We start from the raw sequence: 18,718 nt of genomic DNA, 5'->3' as shown, positions 1-18,718 counted from the left end.
CGTGACCGCAATCCATCCCGCGCGCGATCCCGGCCGCATCACCTCCCCCATGCTCCTCGGCCCCGCCATTGCGCTGGTGGTGCTGGTTGCGACGCTCTTCGTGTGGCCGGAGGAGCTGATCGGCGCTTCGCTTGCCGACTTCCTGCTGGTGACGCTGTTCCTCGGCGGCGGCGCGGCTTGGCTCACCGGCAAGGCGGTGGCCCGATCGTGGGACCCCTACCTCCATCTTCTGGTTTATTGTGGGTTGCTCGCCTGCGCGGTGCGCTTCTGCCACTTCGCGTTGTTCCAGGCGACGCTGTTCGATCCCGAGCCGCTGGCGGTGGAATTCGTGCTGCTCGCCTCCATCGCGACGCTCGGCTTCCGCGCCATGCGGCAGCGGCAGATGACGGTGCAATATGGCTGGATGTACGAGCGGCACGGCAGCGTCGCGTGGCGTCCGCGCAAGCTTGGCAGCAGCTGAGGAATGGTCGCCGATCTCGTCATGAGAGGGATCGACACGACTCGTGATTGCGGCACAATGCGCCACCAACGGATTCAACCTCGCCGGCCGTGACGGCGGCGGGGTGCAGAAGGGGAGACAAGGCATGAAGAAGCTTTTGATGGCGTCGCTGGCGCTCGGCGCCGGCCTCGTCCTGGCGGCGCAGGCCCAGGCGCAGGTGAAGATCGCCGTTGCCGGCCCCATCACCGGCGATCTCGCCGCCGTGGGCGCCCAGCTGAAGAACGGCACCGAGCAGGCCATCGCCGACATCAACGCCTCCGGCGGCATCCTCGGCCAGAAGATCGAGTTCCTGGTGGGTGACGACGGCGGCAAGCCCGAGCAGGGCAAGTCGGCGGCCAACAAGCTGATCACCGACGGCGCCAAGTTCGTCATCGGCCACTACAACTCCGGCGTGTCCATCCCGACCTCGCAGGACTATGAAGAGGCTGGCGTGCTGCAGATCAGCCCCGCCTCCACCAACCCCACCTTCACCGAGCGCAAGATGTGGAACACGTTCCGCACCTGCGGTCGCGACGACCAGCAGGGCGCTGTGGCCGGCGCCTACATCCTGAAGAACTTCAAGGGCAAGAAGATCGCCGTCGTCCACGACAAGACGCCCTACGGCAAGGGCCTCGCCGACGAGACTCAGAAGGCCCTCAACAAGGGCGGCATGAAGGAAGTTCTCTACGAGGGCATCAACCCGAAGGAGAAGGACTATTCGGCGCTCGTCTCCAAGATCAAGGCGTCCGGCGCCGACCTCGTCTATTTCGGCGGCCTCTATCCGGAAGCCGGCCTGATCGTGCGCCAGATGCGTGACCAGGGCCTGAAGACCGTCCTCATGGGCGGCGACGGCATGATCGACAAGGAGTTCTGGTCCATCGCCGGCGACGGTGCCACCGGCACCCTGACCACCTTCGGTCCCGACCCGCGCAAGAACCCCGCCGCCAAGGCCATCGTGGATAAGTTCAAGGCCAAGGGCGTCGATCCCGAGGGCTACGTGCTCTACTCCTATGCCGGCGTGCAGGTCATCAAGCAGGCGGCCGAGGCGGCCAAGTCCCTCGACCCCAAGAAGGTGGCTGAGAAGATCCACTCGGGTATGAAGTTCGACACCGTGCTCGGCCCGCTCACCTTCGACAAGAAGGGCGACATCACCAAGCTCGACTACGTGGTCTACGTCTGGAAGGACGGCACCTACAGCGAGCTGTGATGCCTCACCGTTCAATCGACATCTGACACATCCGAAGCCTGCGCCCCCCGGCGCAGGCTTTTTCGTTTGAGCCAATTTTCGGCTTCAGGGGCCACGGTGCCACGCTTGTCTTCGGACCCCGGTTTGGCAATCATGCTGCCACAAGGGCAAGGCGCGTCCCATGCGCCCGAAGCCCGGCGTGCGAAGGCCGGACCAACGGCCCCGCGCCAGAACCTTTCAATCATTTCGAGGGGATCGGGATGAACAGGCTTTCCTTCGCCGCGCTCGCCGTCTGCGCCGGCCTCGTCCTCGCGCCGGCCGCCCACGCCGATGTGAAGCTCGGGGCCGCCGGGCCGCTCACCGGCTCCATCGCCGCCTTCGGCACCCAGATGAAAACCGGTGTCGAGCAGGCGGTGGCCGACATCAACGCCGCCGGCGGCATCAACGGCCAGAAGATCGTGCTCCTGGTGGCCGACGACGGCGGCAAGCCCGAGCAGGGCGTGGCGGCGGCCAACAAGCTCATCACCGACGGCGCGACCTTCGTCATCGGCCACGTCAATTCCGGCATCTCCATTGCCGCCTCGTCGGACTATGCAGAGGCCGGCGTGCTGCAGATCAGCCCCGCTTCCACCAACCCCGCTTATACCGAGCGCAAGCTCTGGAACACCTTCCGCACTGCCGGCCGCGACGACCAGCAGGGGCCGGTGGCGGGCGCCTTCCTCGCCGAGAAGTTCAAGGACGGCAAGATCGCCATCGTCCATGACAAGTCGCCCTACGGAAAGGGCCTCGCCGACGAGACACAGAAGGCCCTCAACAAGGCCGGCGTCAAGGAAGTGATGTATGAGGGCATCAACCCCGGCGAGAAGGACTATTCGGCCCTCGTCTCGAAGATGAAGGCGGCTGGCGTCGACGTGATCTATTTCGGCGGCCTGCATCCCGAGGCCGGCCTGATCGTGCGGCAGATGCGCGATCAGGGCCTGAAGACCGTGCTCATGGGCGGCGACGCGCTGGCCGACAAGGAATACTGGAACATCGCCGGCACCGGCGGCACCGGCACGCTGATGACCTTCGGCCCCGACCCGCGCAAGAATCCGGCGGCCAAGGGCATCGTGGAGGCCATGACCGCCAAGGGCATCGATGCCGAGGGCTACGTGCTCTATTCCTATGCCGGCGTGCAGGTCATCAAGCAGGCGGCCGAGGCGGCAAAATCCCTCGACCCCAAGAAGGTGGCCGCGCAGATCCATTCCGGCATGACCTTCCAGACGGTGCTCGGCCCGCTCTCCTTCGACAAGAAGGGCGACATCACCAAGCCCGACTTCGTGGTCTATGAGTGGAAGGACGGCGCCTACAGCGAGTTGTAGGCCGCCTGTTCCCTTCTCCCCTCGCGGGAGCGGGGAGAAAAGGCCTTGAGCCATAACGGAGGACGCCCATGCCCCAGACCATCACCCGCGGCTACAAGGCCCTCCTCGCCGAGGCGAACGCGAAGGTCGAGACCGTGACGCCGCAGGAGGCGGTGCGCCGCGCCGGCGAGGGTGCGCTGCTGGTGGACCTGCGCGATCCGCGCGAGCTGGAGCGCGATGGCCGCGTGCCGGGCGCGTTCCATTGCCCGCGCGGGATGCTGGAATTCTGGATCGACCCGGAAAGCCCCTATTTCAAGCCGGTGTTCGGCGAGGACCGGGCCTTCGTCTTCTTCTGCGCCGGCGGCTGGCGCTCCGCGCTCTCGGCCGCGACGGCGCAGGACATGGGGCTGAATCCGGTGGCCCATGTGGAAGGCGGCTTCAAGGCGCTGCGCGAGGCCGGCGCGCCGGTGGAGGTGCCGTCCGCCTACCCGACCGTCCTGTAAACCTCGTCCGCCCGCTTCTCGAAGGCATCGGCGAAACGGCGGAAGGCGGCGTCGAACATGGCGCCCATGAGCATGCCCAGCGTGCGCGAGCGGAATTCGTAGGAGATGAAGAACTTCACGTCGCACGCCGCGTCACCCTGGGGGATGAACTCCCAGCGGTTGTCGAGCCGGCTGAAGGGGCCGTCGAGATATTCCACGTGGATGGTGAGGCGGGGCCGATCCAGCGTCACCCGAGACGTGAAGGTCTCGCGGATGAGCTTGTAGGCGACCGTCATGTCCGCCACGAGGATTTCCACGCCCTCGTCGGACTTGGTGCGGCGCTTCACGCGGAGCGCCTGGCAGAGCGGCACGAACTCGGGATAGTGCTCCACGTCCGCCACCAGGTCGAACATGTCGGAGGCGGAGTGCCTGACGCGCCGGCTGTTGGAGAAGGAGGGCACGTCAGGCCCGTCCCAGCCGCGCCGCGCGGTTCGCGCGCAGCTTCTCGAAATCGTCGCCCGCATGGTGGGACGAGCGGGTGAGCGGGCTCGCCGAGACCATCAGGAAGCCCTTGGCATAGGCCACCGTCTCATAGGCCTTGAACTCGTCCGGCGTCACGAAGCGCTCCACCTTGTGGTGCTTGCGGGTGGGCTGGAGATACTGGCCGATGGTGATGAAGTCCACGTCCGCCGAGCGCAAGTCGTCCATCAGCTGAAGCACTTCGGGCCGCTCCTCGCCGAGGCCGACCATGATGCCGGACTTGGTGAAGATGGACGGGTCGAGCTCCTTTACCTTCTGCAACAGCCGCAGCGAATGGAAATAGCGGGCGCCCGGGCGCACCGAGAGATAGCGCGAGGGCACCGTCTCCAGATTGTGGTTGAACACGTCGGGCCGGGCCGCGACCACCACTTCCAGCGCCCCGTCCTTACGCAGGAAGTCGGGGGTCAGGATCTCGATGGTGGTGGACGGGCTCGCCCTGCGGATGGCGGCGATGGTGCGGGCGAAGTGCTCGGCGCCGCCATCGGCGAGGTCGTCCCGGTCCACCGAGGTGATGACGGCGTGGGAGAGGCCGAGCTTGGCGATGGAATCCGCCACCTTCTGCGGCTCGTCACGGTCGAGGGCGTCGGGCAGGCCGGTGCGCACGTTGCAGAAGGCGCAGGCGCGGGTGCAGGTGTCGCCCATGATCATGAAGGTGGCGTGCTTCTTCTCCCAGCACTCACCGATATTGGGGCAGCCCGCCTCCTCGCACACGGTGACGAGGCCGTGCTCCTTCACGATGCCGGCGGTCTTGGACCAGCCGGCCGAGCCCGGCGCCTTCACCCGGATCCAGTCCGGCTTGCGCAGCACCTCGGTTTCCGGCCGATGCGCCTTCTCCGGATGGCGGGGCCGTTCCCGCGTGTCGATCACCGTGACCATGTGCGAACTTCCATACCGGTCAGCGCGCCGTTACGGCGCCTGCATCCTTGCAACATAGTGCCCCGCGCCGCCGCCCGGAAGGGACGGCGCCGCAGGGCCGGCATACCCCAGCGCGGACCTTCCGTCAGCGCGACCTGATCGCCCGCCACACCCAGAGCAGGATGATGGCACCGACGATGGCGGCGATCAGCGTGCGGAAGAAGCCATGCACCGGCACGTTCAGCACACCGGCCAGCTTGTCGCCGATGAAGGCGCCGGCCACGCCGACGATGAGGTTCGTCAGCAGGCCGTGATTGCTCGCGGTCACCCGCTCCGCCACCCATCCGGCGATGACGCCAATGATGATGAGCGAGAAGAAGCCGACCCCCGGCTGGCTCAGGAAGGCATAGGTCTGCTGGTCCATGATGGTCCCCTCGCACGCGCCCGCAGAAGCGCGGACGCAATCCGATCATGCCGACTGCGGCGCAGCTTGGCGAGATCGCTCCCGCCCAGCCGGCCTCACACGTGGATCGCGCGCCCGTAGGCCGCCATGACGCTCTCGTGCATCATTTCGGACAGGGTCGGGTGCGGGAAGACGGCGTGGATCAGGTCTTCCTCGGTGGTCTCCAGATTCATGGCCACCACGAAGCCCTGGATCAGTTCGGTCACTTCCGCACCCACCATGTGGGCGCCCAGCAACTCGCCGGTCTTGGCGTCGAAGATGGTCTTCACGAGGCCGTCCGGCTCGCCGAGGGCGATGGCCTTGCCGTTGCCGATGAAGGGGAAGCGGCCGACCTTGATCTCGCGGCCGGCGTCCTTGGCCTTCTTCTCGGTGAGGCCCACGGAAGCGATCTGCGGCGTGCAGTAGGTGCAGCCGGGGATCTTGTTCTTGTCCATGGGGTGGGTGTGGAGCCCCTTGATGGTCTCCACGCAGATCACGCCCTCATGCTCGGCCTTGTGCGCCAGCATGGGCGGGCCGGCGATGTCGCCGATGGCATAGACACCGGGCACGTTGGTACGGCCGAGGCCGTCGGTCACCACGATCCCGCGTTCGATCTTGACGCCGATGGCCTCGAGTCCCAGGCCCTCCACATTGCCCACCACACCCACGGCCGAGATCATCCGGTCCACGGTGATGTCGTGCTTGGCGCCCTTGGCGTCTTCCACATGGGCGGTGAGGCTGTCCGCGTGCTTGGTCACGCCCGTGACCTTGGCGCCGGACATGATCTTCATGCCCTGCTTCTCGAAGCGCTTGCGGGCGATGGCGGCGATCTCCTCGTCCTCCACGGGGAGGATCTGCGGCAGCACCTCAACCACGGTCACGTCCACGCCCATGGTGCGGTAGAAGGAGGCGAACTCGATGCCGATGGCGCCGGAGCCCATGACCAGCAGGCTCTTGGGCATCTTCTCCGGCACCATGGCCTCGAAATAGGTCCAGATCAGCTTCTTGTCGGGCTCGAGGCCGGGCAGCGCGCGCGGGCGGGCGCCGGTGGCGACGATGATGTGCTTCGCCGTGTAGTCGCCGCCGCCCTTGGCATTCTTGGGCGGGTTCTGCGCCGCCTCGACCTTCAGCTTGCCGGGGGCGGTAAAGGTGGCCTTGCCCCAGATCACGTCCACCTTGTTCTTGTTGAGCAGGAAGCCGACGCCGGTGGCGAGCTGGGAGGAGACGCCGCGCGAGCGCTTCACCACAGCGGCCGCATCGAAGCCGATCTTCTCGGCGGAGAGGCCGTAATCCTTGGCGTGCTCCATGTAGTGGTAGATCTCGGCGGAGCGCAGCAGCGCCTTGGTGGGGATGCAGCCCCAGTTCAGGCAGATGCCGCCGAGGTGGCTCTTCTCCACCACCGCGGTCTTGAAGCCGAGCTGCGCGGCGCGGATGGCGGCCACATAGCCGCCCGGCCCGCCGCCGATGACGATGATGTCGTAGGTATCAGCCATGGAAGGTCTCCTCGCCGCGCGCTGTTGCGGCGGGCTCTGGTCGTGATGGGGATCGGGGCGTCCCGAGGCGGCCGCCGGCGTGGGCTTCGGCGAGGCGCACAAGCGCCTCCTCGAACAGGGAAAGGTCGCGGAAGGGATCCTCGGCCGGAGCTTCGGCCTGGATTACCGGCAGGCAGAAGGCATGCAGCGCCTCGGCCAGCATGAGATTGTCGAAATGGCCGAAGTCCTCCACATGGAGGCCGTCCGCCATGAGGCTGTCCGGCCCCTCCGGCGCGGCGCCGATGGTGGCGCGGGCCCGGTGCTTCAGCTCGCCGGGATGGTTGGAATAGGCCGCCACCGGCTTGCCGAGGGCGAAGGCGAAACCCACCTCGAAGGCGGTGCCGGGATCGGCACTGATGCCGCGAAAGGGCGTGAGGTTGGCGAGCACCGCGTCGGCGGTCCGCATCATGCTCACATTGGCGGAGAAGATGGCGGTGGCGGAAACCCCGCCCGCGGCATCGAGGGCGATCTCGCCATCGAGGGGAAACAGGCCCGTGAACCCGTGGCGGGCACACAGCTCCACCTTGCGCCGGCCGATCTCGCGCGCATCGTCGAGGAATACCTCCGGGCCGGCGAGATAGAGCTTCATCGGGTGGGCGTGTCCTTCCGTTCCCCGTTCGATCCCTCCCCCGCGAGCGGGAGAGGGGTCAGGCTGCACCGGGGCGGGAACCCAGCCCCGTCAACGCCTCACTTGGCGAGCCTCACTTGGTGAGGATGGCGTAAAGCTCATCCTTGAGGCGCATGCGCTCGCGGCGCATGGCTTCAATCTCCTCGTCGCCGGTGGGCTCCACGTCGGTCTCGGCCCGGTGCACCTTCCGGTTCACCTCGTGATAGGCCTCGTGGAGCTTGGCGAAATGAGCGTCTGAGAGCTTCAGGGCCTGGATCTTCTCGGCATATTCCGGGAAGTCGGCGGCGAGCTCGTGGGGCGTGTGGCTCATTGTTGTTCCTTTCTCGGGTCGAACGGCGCGGGCGCCGCTGCCCCGCAGCTACACTGCTCCGCTGCGGCAGGATTTGATCTGCCGCAGCCCGGTCCCGCCGGCGGAGGCGCAGGCCTCGCGCCGGCGAAGTCGCGTCAGCTGCGACCTCAGACCAGCATCGCCATGGGCTTCTCGATGAAGCCCTTGAACGCGCTGAGGAGTTCCGCGCCGAGCGCGCCGTCCATCACCCGGTGGTCGCAGGTCATGGTGACGGTCATCTGGGTGACGACCTTCACCTCGCCGCCCTTCACCACCGCCCGCTGCTCCGAGGCGCCCACCGCGAGGATGGAGGACTGCGGCGCGTTGATGATGGCGGTGAAGTTGCGCATCCCCATCATGCCGAGGTTCGACACGGAGGTGGAGCCGCCGGAATATTCCTCCGGCTTCAGCTTCTTGGTGCGCGCGCGGGCGGCCAGATCCCGCATCTCGTTGGAGATGGTGGAGAGGGTCTTCTGCTCGGCCTTCTTCACGATGGGGGCGTAGAGGCCGCCATCGATGGCGACCGCGACGCCCACGTCCGAATGCTTCATGCGCAGGATGCGATCCTCGGCCCACACGGCGTTGGCCGCCGGCACCTTCTGGAGCGCGAGCGCCAGCGCCTTGATGATGAAGTCGTTGACCGAGACGCGGTAGGACGGCTTGCCGTCCTTGTCCTTCGACGCATTGGCATTGACCTGCTCGCGCAGGGCCATGAGGTCGTCGAGGTCGCAATCCACCGTCAGGTAGAAGTGGGGGGTGAGCTGCTCGCTCTCCACCAGACGGCGCGCGATGGTCTTGCGCATGCCGTCGAGCTGCACTTCCTCGTAGGTGCCGGCCTCGAACATGGCCTTCACCTGATCCGCCGTGGGACCGGTGAGCGCGGCCGTCGCCTTGGGGGCGGGAGCTGCAGCCGCAGGGGCCGGAGCCGCAGCAGCCGCCTGAGCGGGCGCCGCGGCCGGCTTTGCGCCGGGCTGGGCGCCTTCGAGGTCGCGGGCGACGATGCGGCCGTGCGGGCCGGAACCCGACAGGCTGGCGAGGTCGATGCCCTTGTCCTTGGCGATCCGGCGGGCAAGCGGCGAGGCGAACACACGCCCACCCTGCCCGTTCGACGCCGGAGCCGGCGCAGCCGCCACAGGGGCGGGAGCGGCCGCAGGAGCCGGGCTCGCAGCAGGCGCAGCCGCGGGAGCCGCGGCGGGGGCCGGGGCGGCAGCGCCCTTGCCGGCGGCAGCGGTCGCCACGTCCTCACCCTCGGCGGCGAGGATGGCGATGAGCTGGTTCACCGGCACGTCCTGCGAGCCTTCCGGCACGAGGATCTTGGCGAGCACACCTTCGTCGATGGACTCGACTTCCATGGTGGCCTTGTCGGTCTCGATCTCGGCCAGCACGTCGCCGGACTTGACCGTGTCGCCTTCCTTCTTGAGCCACTTGGCGAGATTGCCCTTCTCCATGGTGGGAGACAGGGCCGGCATCAGGATTTCGATGGGCATCTTCTTGGCCTTTCGAAAAAAGCAAAAACCCTCAGCGACGCCGGACGAAGGCGAGCATCTGCTGCTGGCGGGGATGGGACCAGTCGCCGATGATCTTCATCTCCCAATTGGGATCGCCGGCGAGCGCCGTGGAAAGCTGTGCCTGGGTATAGTGGTACGGGTCCTTGTCCGGGAACGTCACCACCCCACCCTTGCCCTGCTTCACCTGCTGCCCGAACTTGCCGTCGGGCACGAGGAAGCAGGTCACGAAGAAGATACCTCCGGGCACGAAATGGGGGGCGATCCGGGCGAGGCAGTCGACCAGATACGGCATCGGCAAGTGACTGAAGACTGACTGGGCGATTCCCATGTCAAACTGCACACCGAACCCACCGATATCGAAGCTGTCAGACACACTCAGGTGGTCACGCGGCAGCTTGGCATCGAGCCCCGCCGGGACGATCTCCTGGGCGTATCCGGCCTCCAGCAGATCGCCGCTGAGGTCGATACCGTAGTACCGGTCGGCATCGAGATAGGCGACGAACTTGACCCCGCCGCGCAGGCTGCCGCAGCCGATATCCACCAGCCGATGGTGCGGCTTAAGCCCCTGCTTCACAAGGAAATCCCGCTGCAGCCGGCCGACCTCTTCCCAGAGGCCGCCGATAACTTCGCGGTGCTGTCCCTGCTGCACGTGGCGCGCCACGTGATCGAGGTCGTAATAGGTGGTCGGAGCGGCCTCCGACCGGTTTCCGGCGGTCATTTGTAGGTCACCGCCTTGACCGCCTCGATCACCTCCGCAACCGACGGCAGCGCAAGCTTTTCGAGGTTCGCGGCATACGGCATCGGCACGTCCTTGCCGGTGACGCGGAGGACCGGAGCGTCAAGGAAATCAAAGGCTTTGTCCATGAGCTGGGCGGCGATCTCGGCACCGATGCCCGACTGCGGCCAGCCCTCTTCCACCGTGACGCAGCGGCCGGTCTTCTTCACCGAGGTGACGATGGCGTCCACGTCCATGGGGCGGATGGTGCGCAGGTCGATGACCTCGGCCTCGATGCCCTGCTTCGCCAGTTCCTCGGCGGCCTTGAGCGCATAGGTCATGCCGATGGAGAAGGAGACGATCGTGACGTCCTTGCCCGACCGCGCGATCCGCGCCTTGCCGATGGGCAGCACGTAATCGTCGAGCTTCGGCACCTCGAACGAGTGACCGTAGAGGATCTCGTTCTCGAGGAAGATGATCGGGTTGGGGTCGCGGATGGCGGCCTTGAGCAGGCCCTTGGCGTCAGCCGCCGAATAAGGCGCGATGACCTTGAGGCCGGGCACGTTGGAATACCAGGCGGTGTAGTCCTGGCTGTGCTGGGCGGCGACGCGGGCGGCAGCGCCGTTGGGGCCGCGGAACACGATGGAGCAGTGGACCTGACCGCCGGACATGTAGAGCGTCTTGGCAGCGGAGTTGATGATCTGGTCGATCGCCTGCATGGCGAAGTTGAAGGTCATGAACTCCACGATGGGCTTCAATCCCGCCATGGCCGCACCGACGCCGACACCGGCAAAGCCGTGCTCGGTGATCGGGGTGTCGATCACGCGGCGGGCGCCGAATTCCTGCAGCAGGCCCTGGGTGATCTTGTAGGCGCCCTGATACTCGGCCACTTCCTCGCCCATGACGAAGACATCGCCGTCACGGCGCATCTCCTCGGCCATGGCGTCGCGCAGGGCCTCGCGGACCGTCTGGGTGACGAACTCGGTGCCGGCAGGCACTTCCGGATCGGGCTGCACGGTCACCTGCGGCGGGGCCGCGACAGCCGAGGGCGCCGGAGAGACAGGCGCGACGGGCGCCGCAGCGGTGACCGGAGACGGCGCGCTCTCAGCGGCCTTGGCCGCGGGGGCGGGCGCGGCATTCGCATCCTCACCGTCGGCCAGGATGGTGGCGATGGGCGTGTTCACCGCCACGTCCTGCGCGCCTTCCGGCACTAGGATCTTGCCGAGGATGCCCTCGTCGACGGCCTCCACCTCCATGGTGGCCTTGTCGGTCTCGATCTCGGCGAGCACGTCGCCGGACTTGACCGTGTCACCTTCCTTTTTCACCCACTTGGTGAGGTTGCCCTTCTCCATGGTGGGAGACAGGGCCGGCATGAGGACTTCGATGGCCATGGCTGTCAGCTCTTGCTCGGCGCGGGAGCGGGGACGGACGGCGTGGCGCCGGCCGGGGCCGCATGATCGCGCTTGAAGGTGAGGTTGGTGTAGGCGGAGATGGCCGCGATCGCGACGGTCAGGGAAACGAAGAAGGCGATAGCCGCCTTGCCGGAGCGCACCCGGTCCACATCCTCGGCGGCGCCGGAGCGGCCGACGGCGAACGGCCAGAAGGCGAGCAGGAGGTAGCTCCCCACGCCCACGGGGCGCCCGGTCGCCCGCTCGGCGGCGAGGGCGGCGCGGCCGCCGCGCACCGCGACGACCCAGGCACCGATGGCGGCGATGAGCGCCGCCCCGGCGATTACATGGAAGAGTTCGGCCACGGGCCGGGCCTCAGCGCAGGATGTCCGTGTAGAGCTCGGCGACATCCGGCTCCGGATCGCTGCTGGCGAAATCCGCCGCCGCATTGACGATCTCGCGGACGTCGGCGTCGATCTTCTTCAGATCGTCTTCGGTCACCTTGTGGCCGTCGAGGAGACGGGTGCGCACCTGCTCGATGGGATCGTGCTCGGTGCGCATCTTCTGGACCTCCTCCTTGGACCGGTACTTCGCCGGGTCCGACATGGAGTGGCCGCGATAACGGTAGGTCTGCATCTCGAGGATGTAGGGGCCGTTGCCCTCGCGGGCGAAGGCCAGGGCCCGCTCGCCGGCGGCCTTCACCGCCTGCACGTCCATGCCATCCACCTGCTCGCCGGGGATGTTGAAGGAGGTGCCGCGCTTGGAGAAGTCCTGCTGGGCGGAGGCGCGGGAGACCGCGGTGCCCATGGCGTACTTGTTGTTCTCGATCACATACACGACCGGCAGCTTCCACAGCTCGGCCATGTTGAAGCTCTCGTAGACCTGGCCCTGATTGGCGGCGCCGTCGCCGAAATAGGTGACGGAGACATTGCCGTTCTCCCGGTAGCGGTCCGCGAAGGCGAGGCCGGTGCCGAGCGACACCTGCGCGCCGACGATGCCGTGGCCGCCGAAGAACTGCTTCTCGATGCTGAACATGTGCATCGAGCCGCCCTTGCCCTTGGAGAGGCCGCCACGGCGGCCCGTCAGCTCGGCCATGACGCCCTTGGCGTCCATGCCGGTGGACAGCATGTGCCCGTGGTCACGGTAGCCGGTGATGACCTGATCGCCCGGCTTCATCGCCATCTGCATGCCGACGACGACCGCTTCCTGGCCGATATAGAGGTGGCAGAAGCCGCCGATGAGGCCCATGCCGTACATCTGGCCGGCCTTCTCCTCGAAGCGGCGGATGAGCAGCATCTCGCGATAGGCTTCGAGGTCCTGATCCTTGGTGAAGGGTACCGGGCCGGACGGCACGGCGGTCCGGGGGGAAGTCTTCTTGGCGGCCATCGGCATCCTCAGGAAGCTCTGGAACTGCGCCTCTCTAACGCACAGCCGAGCCGCCTGAAAGCGGGAAATTTTCGATGCTGCAACGCAACACGTTGCAAACTCTTATGGATCAAGGATTGAACTTGAATATGGTTCAAGAGCGCTATGAACCATACTATAGTTCATTTGGTGCGAAGCAGCACAAGATCCTTCGTGTTTATGAAGTTCAACTGCCGCCGCGCCTCCTCGTCCAGTAGGTCCGGATCGAGCTGGCTGGGGGCGAGAAGAGACACCTTGTTCTCCATCGCCTGCCGCTGCGCCTTGAGGGCGGCGAGGTCGGCTTCGAGCGCCTTCATCTCCTGCTCGTAGTTGCGACGGGCGAGGAGGCCGTGATCGCCGATATAGGCATGATAGGCGAAATAGCCGATGAGCGCCGCAGCCCCCACGTGGAGGGCGAGCGTCGCAAGGATGGTCTGGAGGCGCGAGCGGCTTTGCATGGGCGCATCCTGCCGTTTTTAGGTTTCCGCCCTGTTAAGGCTGACGCCCGGGAGCGCTGGAGTTGCACCCGGCGCCATCCGCGCATCAACTGGGGGAGGAAGTGCCACACGGGAGCGGAAGTCGTTGGAGTGGACGGACGAGGGCATCGTGCTTGGGGTCAGGCGGCACGGCGAAGGCAATGCCATCGTCGAGTTGTTGACGCGCCAGCGGGGACGCCATCTCGGCATGGTGCGCGGCGGTGGCTCGCGCCGGCTGGCGCCCGTCCTCCAGCCCGGCAATTCAGTGAGCGCGACATGGCGCGCCCGACTCGATGAGCACATGGGCAATTATGCGCTGGAGGCCTCGGTCGTCCGCGCCGGGCTCCTGATGGAAGCCCCCCACGCGGCTTTCGGCTTCACCCACATGGCCCAGCTGCTCCACCTGCTGCCGGAGCGCGATCCCCACGAGGAGCTGTTCCTTACCCTTGGTGCCATTCTCGATGCGTTTGGGGAGGCGGACTCCGCCGGCATGCTGGTGGCGCGGTTCGAGCTGGCCATGCTGTCGGAGCTGGGATTCGGATTGGAACTGGAGACGTGCGCGGCGACCGGCCGGCGCGATGATCTCATCTATGTCTCGCCGAAGAGCGGACGGGCGGTTTGCCGCGAGGCAGGGGCACCCTACAAGGATCGCCTGTTTCCTCTGCCGCCCTTTCTCCGGACCGGCGCACCACCCGCCATGGATGATGTGGAATCGGCGCTGGCCATCACCGGGCATTTTCTGCTGGTGCGGGCGCTGGAGCCGCGCGGGCTGGGCTTTTCAGAAGCCCGCGCGGCGTTCATCGCATCGTGGCGGCGAAGCGCCGATCACCAGCGATTGTAACGGGGCGCGACCCAGACGTTGCGGCAGCGCGTCACCCAATGCGGGCGTCCGTTCCACCAGCGGCGCACCTGCCAGCAGCGCCGCACCCAGCGCACATCCTCAACCTTCGCCTGTTCATGGACGGCACCGGCAAAACTTCCCGCGCTGCCGGCAAGTGATCCGGCCGATGCAGAAGGCGCCGCACCAAGAAGCGCCAACGCAACGACTCCCCCCGCCGCAAGAGTTGCAACCTTCATGGACCCTTCTCCTCTTGATGCGAACGTAGAGAAGCGCTCGCAGATCAATGCTGAAACGTCGCAGGGGCGGGATTTTGTTCCGGGAGTGACATCTTAAGCGTGTGCTTTGCCGCAGATTGTGGCCTTCTCCGGTACATTTTTGCCGTATGACGCGGCGGCACGCCCCAGACTTGACGATCCGTTCAGTCTTGCGGCGAGATCGCGGCCTGGAAGGTTACGGAACGCGGGGGACCGGACACGGCCGGGCCGGTGGCGCGGGCTTGTCCCGCGCCCGCGCGCGAGGTACTGCGGGGCATGGCCACCCGCACACTTCCGCCCGGCGACGGGAACATCGAGAAAGTCACGCTGAAGGAGGCGCTGGAAGAGCGCTACCTCGCCTACGCTCTCTCGACCATCATGCACCGCGCGCTGCCCGATGCGCGCGACGGATTGAAGCCTGTCCACCGGCGCATCCTCCACGCCATGCGGCAGTTGCGGCTCGATCCCGGGCAAGGCTTCAAGAAGTCCGCCCGCGTGGTCGGCGACGTTATCGGCAAGTTCCACCCGCACGGCGACCAGTCCGTCTATGACGCGCTGGTGCGTCTCGCGCAGGACTTCGCCCAGCGGTATCCCCTAGTGGATGGCCAGGGCAATTTCGGCAATGTGGACGGCGATAACGCCGCCGCCATGCGATACACCGAGGCCCGCCTCACCGAGACCGCCCGGCTGCTGCTGGATGGCATCGACGAGGACGCGGTGGATTTCCGCCCGACCTATGACGGGTCGGAGGAAGAGCCGGCAGTTCTGCCCGCCGCCTTCCCGAACCTGCTGGCGAACGGCTCGCAGGGCATCGCCGTGGGCATGGCGACCTCGATCCCGCCCCACAATGCGGCAGAGCTGCTGGACGCAGCGCTCCACCTCATCGACCATCCGGACGCGCTCGCGTTCGACCTGCTGAAGTTCGTGCCCGGCCCGGACTTCCCCACTGGTGGTGTGCTGGTGGAGGATCCGGTCGGCGTGGCGGAGGCCTATGCGACGGGCCGCGGCTCGTTCCGCGTCCGTGCGCGCTGGGAGAAGGAGGATACCGGCCGCGGCGGCTATGTGGTGGTGGTGACGGAGATCCCCTACGGCGTCGCCAAGTCCCGCCTCGTGGAGAAGATCGCCGAGCTGCTCACCGACAAGAAGCTGCCGCTGCTCGCCGACGTCCGCGACGAGAGCGCAGAGGACATCCGCCTGGTGCTGGAGCCACGCACCCGCACCGTGGATGCCGAGGTGCTGATGGAGAGCCTGTTCAAGCTCACCGAGCTTGAGGCGCGCATCCCGCTCAACATGAACGTGCTGGTCAAGGGCCAGATCCCCAAGGTGCTGTCGCTGGCCGAAGCGCTGCGCGAGTGGCTGGACCATCGCCGCGACGTGCTGCTGCGGCGCTCGCGCTACCGGCTCGACCAGATCGCCCACCGGCTGGAGGTGCTGGGCGGCTACCTCATCGCCTATCTCAACCTCGACGAGGTGATCCGCATCATCCGCGAGGAGGACGAGCCGAAGGTCTCGCTGATGCAGACCTTCGAGCTGACGGACGTGCAGGCCGAAGCCATCCTCAACATGCGGCTGCGCTCCCTGCGCCGCCTGGAAGAGATGGAAATCCGCAAGGAGCACGACGCCCTCTCCAAGGAGCAGGACGGGCTCAACCGCCTCGTCGCTTCCGAGACGGCGCAGTGGAAGGCGATCTCCAAGGAAATCCGCGAGACCCGCAAGACCTACGGCCCCGAGACCGCGCTTGGCCGGCGGCGGACCACCTTCGCGGCCGCGCCGACCGTGCACGAGGACGCCTTCACCGAGGCGCTGGTGGAGCGCGAGCCCATCACCGTCGTCGTCTCCGCCAAGGGCTGGATCCGCGCGCTGAAGGGCCACGTGGCGGATGTCTCGAACCTGCAGTTCAAGGGCGACGACAGCCACGGCCACGCCTTCTTCGCGGAGACCACCTCCAAGGTCATGGTGTTCGCCTCCAACGGCCGCTTCTACACGCTGGATGCCTCCAAGCTCCCCGGCGGTCGCGGCCACGGCGAGCCCGTGCGCCTGATGATCGACCTGGAGCAGGAGGCGGAGATCGTCTCCGTCTTCGCCTACCAGGCCGGACGCAAGCTGCTGGTGGCGTCGAAGCAGGGCCGCGGCTTCGTGGTGCCGGAGGACGATTGCCTCGCCAATACACGCAAGGGCAAGCAGGTGCTCGTCACCGACCCGCCGGACGCTGCACTTGCGGTGCGCTTCGTCGATGGCGACTGGGTGGCGGTGATCGGTGAGAACCGCAAGATGCTGGTCTTCCCGTTGAACCAGATTCCCGAAATGTCGCGCGGCCGCGGCGTGCGCCTCCAGCGCTACAAGGACGGGGGCCTCAGCGACCTCAAGGTGTTCCCGATGGCCACCGGCCTGACCTGGGAGGACACCTCTGGCCGGACCTGGACGGTGACCGATCTCATCGAATGGCAGGGCGAACGCGCCTCGGCGGGCCGTCTGCCGCCCAAGGGGTTCCCCCGCACCAACACGTTCGGCTGAGGCATGGACGCGCCCTCCCCCGAGACCGGGCGCGCACCGGCCCCCGCCGAGCGGGCGGCGCTCCGGCGCCTCGTCGATCAGGCGCAGTCCATCGTCCGGGCGCGGGAGACCTCGCTCGTCCTCATCGCCGCCGTCATGGGCGTGTTGGCCGGGATTGCGGCCAGCATCATGAGCGCCACCACCCAGTGGATGCACGAGGTGCTCTACTGGCTGGCACCGGGCGAGCGCCTGTCCTCCTCCCCTGCCCTCGCCTCACCCTGGCTGATCCTCGTTCCCGTTGTGGGCGGCGCGGCGATGGGCGTGATCGCACTGGCGCTGAAACGCTGGCGCCGGCACCCTTTCGTCGATCCCATCGAGGCGAATGCGCTGCATGGCGGGCGCATGTCGCTCACCGACAGCATCATCGTCGCCCTTCAGACCATGGTGTCCAACGGCTTCGGCGCGTCGCTGGGGCTTGAGGCCGGCTATTCGCAGATCGGCTCGGGCATCGCCTCCCGGCTGGGACTGACCTTCAAGCTCCGGCGCAATGACCTGCGCATCCTCGTCGGCGCGGGCGCGGCGGCGGGCATCGGCGCGGCGTTCGATGCGCCGCTGATGGGCGCCTTCTACGGCTTCGAGATTGTCATCGGCTCCTATTCCATCCCGGCGGCGGCCCCGGTGCTCGCCGGAACGGTGTCGGCGGTGATGACGGCGCGGCTGCTCGGCGCCCATGTGGAGCCATTGCACATGCCGCTCGACCCGAACCTCGGGCCGGTCGACATCCTGCCCATCCTGTTTCTCGGCCTCACCGCCGCGGCGGTCGCCATCGTCATCATGCGCCTCGTGACCACGGTGGAGACGCTGTTCGGCATGAGCCGCATTCCCGCGCCGCTGCGGCCAATGGTGGCCGGCATCGGCATCGGCGCACTGGCGCTCTACAGCCCGCAGGTGCTCTCCGATGGCCACGGCGCGCTCCATACCCAGGTGGGCAGCGCGGTGACGGCCTCCGTCGCCATCGTGTTTGGACTGAAGATCCTCGCCTCCGCCCTCTCCATCGGCTCCGGCTTTCGCGGCGGCCTGTTCTTCGCCTCGCTGTTCCTCGGCGCGCTGATGGGCAAGCTCTATGGCGGGCTGCTGGCCATGGCCTTTCCGGGCTTCCACCTCGATCCATCGGTTGCGGCGGTTGTGGGCATGGGCGCGCTGGCCGTGGGCGTCATCGGCGGGCCGCTCACCATGAGCTTCCTCGTGCTGGAGATGACGCGGGACATCTCCCTTTCCGGCTTCGTGATGGCGGCGGCGGTCGTTACCTCCCTGACCGTGCGGGAAACCTTTGGCTACTCCTTCTCCACCTGGCGCCTGCACCTGCGAGGAGAGACCATCCGCGGCGCGCAGGACGTGGGCTGGATGCGCGATTTGACGGTCGCGAAGATGATGCGCACCGACTTCCCCACCTTTCCGCAGGATGGCACGCTGGACGCCCTGCGCGCCCGCTACGCGCTCGGCTCGACCCGTATCGTCGTGCTGGTAGACGCGGCCGGCGGCTATAGCGGGCTGCTGCGCCTGTCCGAGGCCTATGCCAGCCTGGAGCCCGGCGAGACGGCGGTGTCGGGGTTGGCGACGCAGCGCGACCACGTGCTGCTGCCTGCAATGAACGTCAAGGAAGCGGCCCTCGCCTTCGATAACGCGAAGGCCGAGGACCTCGCCGTGGTGGACGACCGCGACAACCGTCACCTCCTGGGGCTGCTGGGCGAATCCCACGTCCTCAAGCGCTATGCGGCGGAACTGGAGCGGGCGCGGCGGGGACTCGGCGCGGAAGACTGACGGGCCA

General features: G+C 67.1%; 20 protein-coding genes. 7 read left to right on the top strand and 13 right to left on the bottom strand.

Features of this window, described 5'->3' with window-relative positions:
• Window position 1: 1 nt before the first annotated feature.
• The 4 genes from D7006_RS11790 (at window position 2) to D7006_RS11775 (ending at window position 3,507) form a co-directional block, all read left to right on the top strand.
• Window positions 2-460 carry a DUF6867 family protein gene (locus D7006_RS11790; RefSeq protein WP_237356737.1) on the top strand — a complete coding sequence of 153 codons (459 nt, stop codon included), beginning with the start codon at window positions 2-4 and terminating at the stop codon, window positions 458-460.
• 124 nt (window positions 461-584) lie between these two features.
• A complete protein-coding gene (locus tag D7006_RS11785; protein ID WP_237356736.1) occupies window positions 585-1,685 on the top strand; it encodes a branched-chain amino acid ABC transporter substrate-binding protein in 1,101 nt (366 codons plus the stop codon).
• A 239-nt stretch (window positions 1,686-1,924) separates the two neighbouring features.
• Window positions 1,925-3,025 (top strand): branched-chain amino acid ABC transporter substrate-binding protein, encoded by a 1,101-nt coding sequence (locus D7006_RS11780; RefSeq protein ID WP_229644026.1) that lies wholly within the window; start codon window positions 1,925-1,927, stop codon window positions 3,023-3,025.
• 68 nt (window positions 3,026-3,093) lie between these two features.
• Complete coding sequence (locus D7006_RS11775; RefSeq protein WP_237356735.1) at window positions 3,094-3,507, top strand: rhodanese-like domain-containing protein; 414 nt, start codon at window positions 3,094-3,096, stop codon at window positions 3,505-3,507.
• Here the strand turns inward: D7006_RS11775 and D7006_RS11770 are convergent.
• The 12 genes from D7006_RS11770 to D7006_RS11715 all read right to left on the bottom strand — a co-directional run bounded on the left by D7006_RS11770 (window position 3,489) and on the right by D7006_RS11715 (window position 13,284).
• A complete protein-coding gene (locus D7006_RS11770; protein WP_237356734.1) occupies window positions 3,489-3,947 on the bottom strand; it encodes a type II toxin-antitoxin system RatA family toxin in 459 nt (152 codons plus the stop codon). The two genes, D7006_RS11775 and D7006_RS11770, sit on opposite strands and share 19 nt — an antisense overlap.
• Window position 3,948: 1 nt before the next feature.
• Window positions 3,949-4,902, bottom strand: a complete 954-nt coding sequence (gene lipA / locus D7006_RS11765; RefSeq protein ID WP_237356733.1) for a lipoyl synthase — start codon at window positions 4,900-4,902, stop codon at window positions 3,949-3,951.
• A 124-nt stretch (window positions 4,903-5,026) separates the two neighbouring features.
• Window positions 5,027-5,305 (bottom strand): GlsB/YeaQ/YmgE family stress response membrane protein, encoded by a 279-nt coding sequence (locus tag D7006_RS11760; protein ID WP_024279094.1) that lies wholly within the window; start codon window positions 5,303-5,305, stop codon window positions 5,027-5,029.
• Window positions 5,306-5,400: 95 nt separating this feature from the next.
• A complete protein-coding gene (gene lpdA / locus D7006_RS11755; protein ID WP_237356732.1) occupies window positions 5,401-6,816 on the bottom strand; it encodes a dihydrolipoyl dehydrogenase in 1,416 nt (471 codons plus the stop codon).
• Window positions 6,809-7,444, bottom strand: a complete 636-nt coding sequence (locus tag D7006_RS11750) for a nucleoside 2-deoxyribosyltransferase (RefSeq protein ID WP_237356731.1) — start codon at window positions 7,442-7,444, stop codon at window positions 6,809-6,811. Before D7006_RS11750 ends, lpdA begins: the two co-directional genes overlap by 8 nt.
• Window positions 7,445-7,556: 112 nt before the next feature.
• Window positions 7,557-7,793: a YdcH family protein gene (locus D7006_RS11745; protein ID WP_229644020.1), complete on the bottom strand. Its 237-nt coding sequence runs from the start codon at window positions 7,791-7,793 to the stop codon at window positions 7,557-7,559.
• A 146-nt stretch (window positions 7,794-7,939) separates the two neighbouring features.
• Window positions 7,940-9,298: a pyruvate dehydrogenase complex dihydrolipoamide acetyltransferase gene (locus D7006_RS11740; RefSeq protein WP_237356730.1), complete on the bottom strand. Its 1,359-nt coding sequence runs from the start codon at window positions 9,296-9,298 to the stop codon at window positions 7,940-7,942.
• 31 nt (window positions 9,299-9,329) lie between these two features.
• Window positions 9,330-10,037, bottom strand: a complete 708-nt coding sequence (locus tag D7006_RS11735; RefSeq protein WP_229644518.1) for a class I SAM-dependent methyltransferase — start codon at window positions 10,035-10,037, stop codon at window positions 9,330-9,332.
• Window positions 10,034-11,425 carry a pyruvate dehydrogenase complex E1 component subunit beta gene (locus tag D7006_RS11730; protein WP_237356729.1) on the bottom strand — a complete coding sequence of 464 codons (1,392 nt, stop codon included), beginning with the start codon at window positions 11,423-11,425 and terminating at the stop codon, window positions 10,034-10,036. Before D7006_RS11730 ends, D7006_RS11735 begins: the two co-directional genes overlap by 4 nt.
• Window positions 11,426-11,430: 5 nt before the next feature.
• Entirely contained in the window at window positions 11,431-11,787 is a 357-nt protein-coding gene (locus D7006_RS11725) for a hypothetical protein (RefSeq protein ID WP_169120538.1), read from the bottom strand.
• Window positions 11,788-11,797: 10 nt separating this feature from the next.
• Window positions 11,798-12,814 (bottom strand): pyruvate dehydrogenase (acetyl-transferring) E1 component subunit alpha, encoded by a 1,017-nt coding sequence (gene pdhA / locus D7006_RS11720; protein WP_371745092.1) that lies wholly within the window; start codon window positions 12,812-12,814, stop codon window positions 11,798-11,800.
• Window positions 12,815-12,969: 155 nt separating this feature from the next.
• Entirely contained in the window at window positions 12,970-13,284 is a 315-nt protein-coding gene (locus D7006_RS11715) for a septum formation initiator family protein (RefSeq protein WP_229644515.1), read from the bottom strand.
• A 124-nt stretch (window positions 13,285-13,408) separates the two neighbouring features.
• Here D7006_RS11715 and recO point away from each other — a divergent pair, with 124 nt between their 5' ends.
• Entirely contained in the window at window positions 13,409-14,143 is a 735-nt protein-coding gene (gene recO, locus D7006_RS11710) for a DNA repair protein RecO (RefSeq protein WP_237356728.1), read from the top strand.
• Here recO and D7006_RS11705 read toward each other — a convergent pair.
• Complete coding sequence (locus D7006_RS11705; protein ID WP_169120546.1) at window positions 14,128-14,379, bottom strand: hypothetical protein; 252 nt, start codon at window positions 14,377-14,379, stop codon at window positions 14,128-14,130. The genes recO and D7006_RS11705 overlap by 16 nt on opposite strands.
• A gap of 294 nt (window positions 14,380-14,673) precedes the next feature.
• On the opposite strand from D7006_RS11705, the gene parC reads away from it, so the two are divergent.
• Together parC and D7006_RS11695 are read left to right on the top strand one after the other, a co-directional pair.
• Entirely contained in the window at window positions 14,674-16,911 is a 2,238-nt protein-coding gene (gene parC / locus D7006_RS11700) for a DNA topoisomerase IV subunit A (protein ID WP_237356727.1), read from the top strand.
• A 3-nt stretch (window positions 16,912-16,914) separates the two neighbouring features.
• Window positions 16,915-18,711, top strand: coding sequence for a chloride channel protein (locus tag D7006_RS11695; protein ID WP_237356726.1), 1,797 nt, complete (start codon window positions 16,915-16,917; stop codon window positions 18,709-18,711).
• Window positions 18,712-18,718: the final 7 nt, after the last annotated feature.

The organism is Xanthobacter sp. YC-JY1 (assembly GCF_021730305.1).
Taxonomy (GTDB): Bacteria; Pseudomonadota; Alphaproteobacteria; order Rhizobiales; family Xanthobacteraceae; genus Xanthobacter; species Xanthobacter flavus.
This window is presented reverse-complemented; position numbering and strand designations above follow the sequence as displayed.

Coding starts and splice junctions, on each gene's coding strand:
- D7006_RS11785 (WP_237356736.1), top strand. CDS start 585: ATGAAGAAGCTTTTGATGGCGTCGCTGGCGCTCGGCGCCGGCCTCGTC.
- D7006_RS11780 (WP_229644026.1), top strand. CDS start 1,925: ATGAACAGGCTTTCCTTCGCCGCGCTCGCCGTCTGCGCCGGCCTCGTC.
- D7006_RS11775 (WP_237356735.1), top strand. CDS start 3,094: ATGCCCCAGACCATCACCCGCGGCTACAAGGCCCTCCTCGCCGAGGCG.
- lipA (WP_237356733.1), bottom strand. CDS start 4,902: ATGGTCACGGTGATCGACACGCGGGAACGGCCCCGCCATCCGGAGAAG.
- D7006_RS11760 (WP_024279094.1), bottom strand. CDS start 5,305: ATGGACCAGCAGACCTATGCCTTCCTGAGCCAGCCGGGGGTCGGCTTC.
- lpdA (WP_237356732.1), bottom strand. CDS start 6,816: ATGGCTGATACCTACGACATCATCGTCATCGGCGGCGGGCCGGGCGGC.
- D7006_RS11750 (WP_237356731.1), bottom strand. CDS start 7,444: ATGAAGCTCTATCTCGCCGGCCCGGAGGTATTCCTCGACGATGCGCGC.
- D7006_RS11745 (WP_229644020.1), bottom strand. CDS start 7,793: ATGAGCCACACGCCCCACGAGCTCGCCGCCGACTTCCCGGAATATGCC.
- D7006_RS11740 (WP_237356730.1), bottom strand. CDS start 9,298: ATGCCCATCGAAATCCTGATGCCGGCCCTGTCTCCCACCATGGAGAAG.
- D7006_RS11735 (WP_229644518.1), bottom strand. CDS start 10,037: ATGACCGCCGGAAACCGGTCGGAGGCCGCTCCGACCACCTATTACGAC.
- D7006_RS11730 (WP_237356729.1), bottom strand. CDS start 11,425: ATGGCCATCGAAGTCCTCATGCCGGCCCTGTCTCCCACCATGGAGAAG.
- pdhA (WP_371745092.1), bottom strand. CDS start 12,814: ATGCCGATGGCCGCCAAGAAGACTTCCCCCCGGACCGCCGTGCCGTCC.
- D7006_RS11715 (WP_229644515.1), bottom strand. CDS start 13,284: ATGCAAAGCCGCTCGCGCCTCCAGACCATCCTTGCGACGCTCGCCCTC.
- D7006_RS11705 (WP_169120546.1), bottom strand. CDS start 14,379: ATGAAGGTTGCAACTCTTGCGGCGGGGGGAGTCGTTGCGTTGGCGCTT.
- parC (WP_237356727.1), top strand. CDS start 14,674: ATGGCCACCCGCACACTTCCGCCCGGCGACGGGAACATCGAGAAAGTC.
- D7006_RS11695 (WP_237356726.1), top strand. CDS start 16,915: ATGGACGCGCCCTCCCCCGAGACCGGGCGCGCACCGGCCCCCGCCGAG.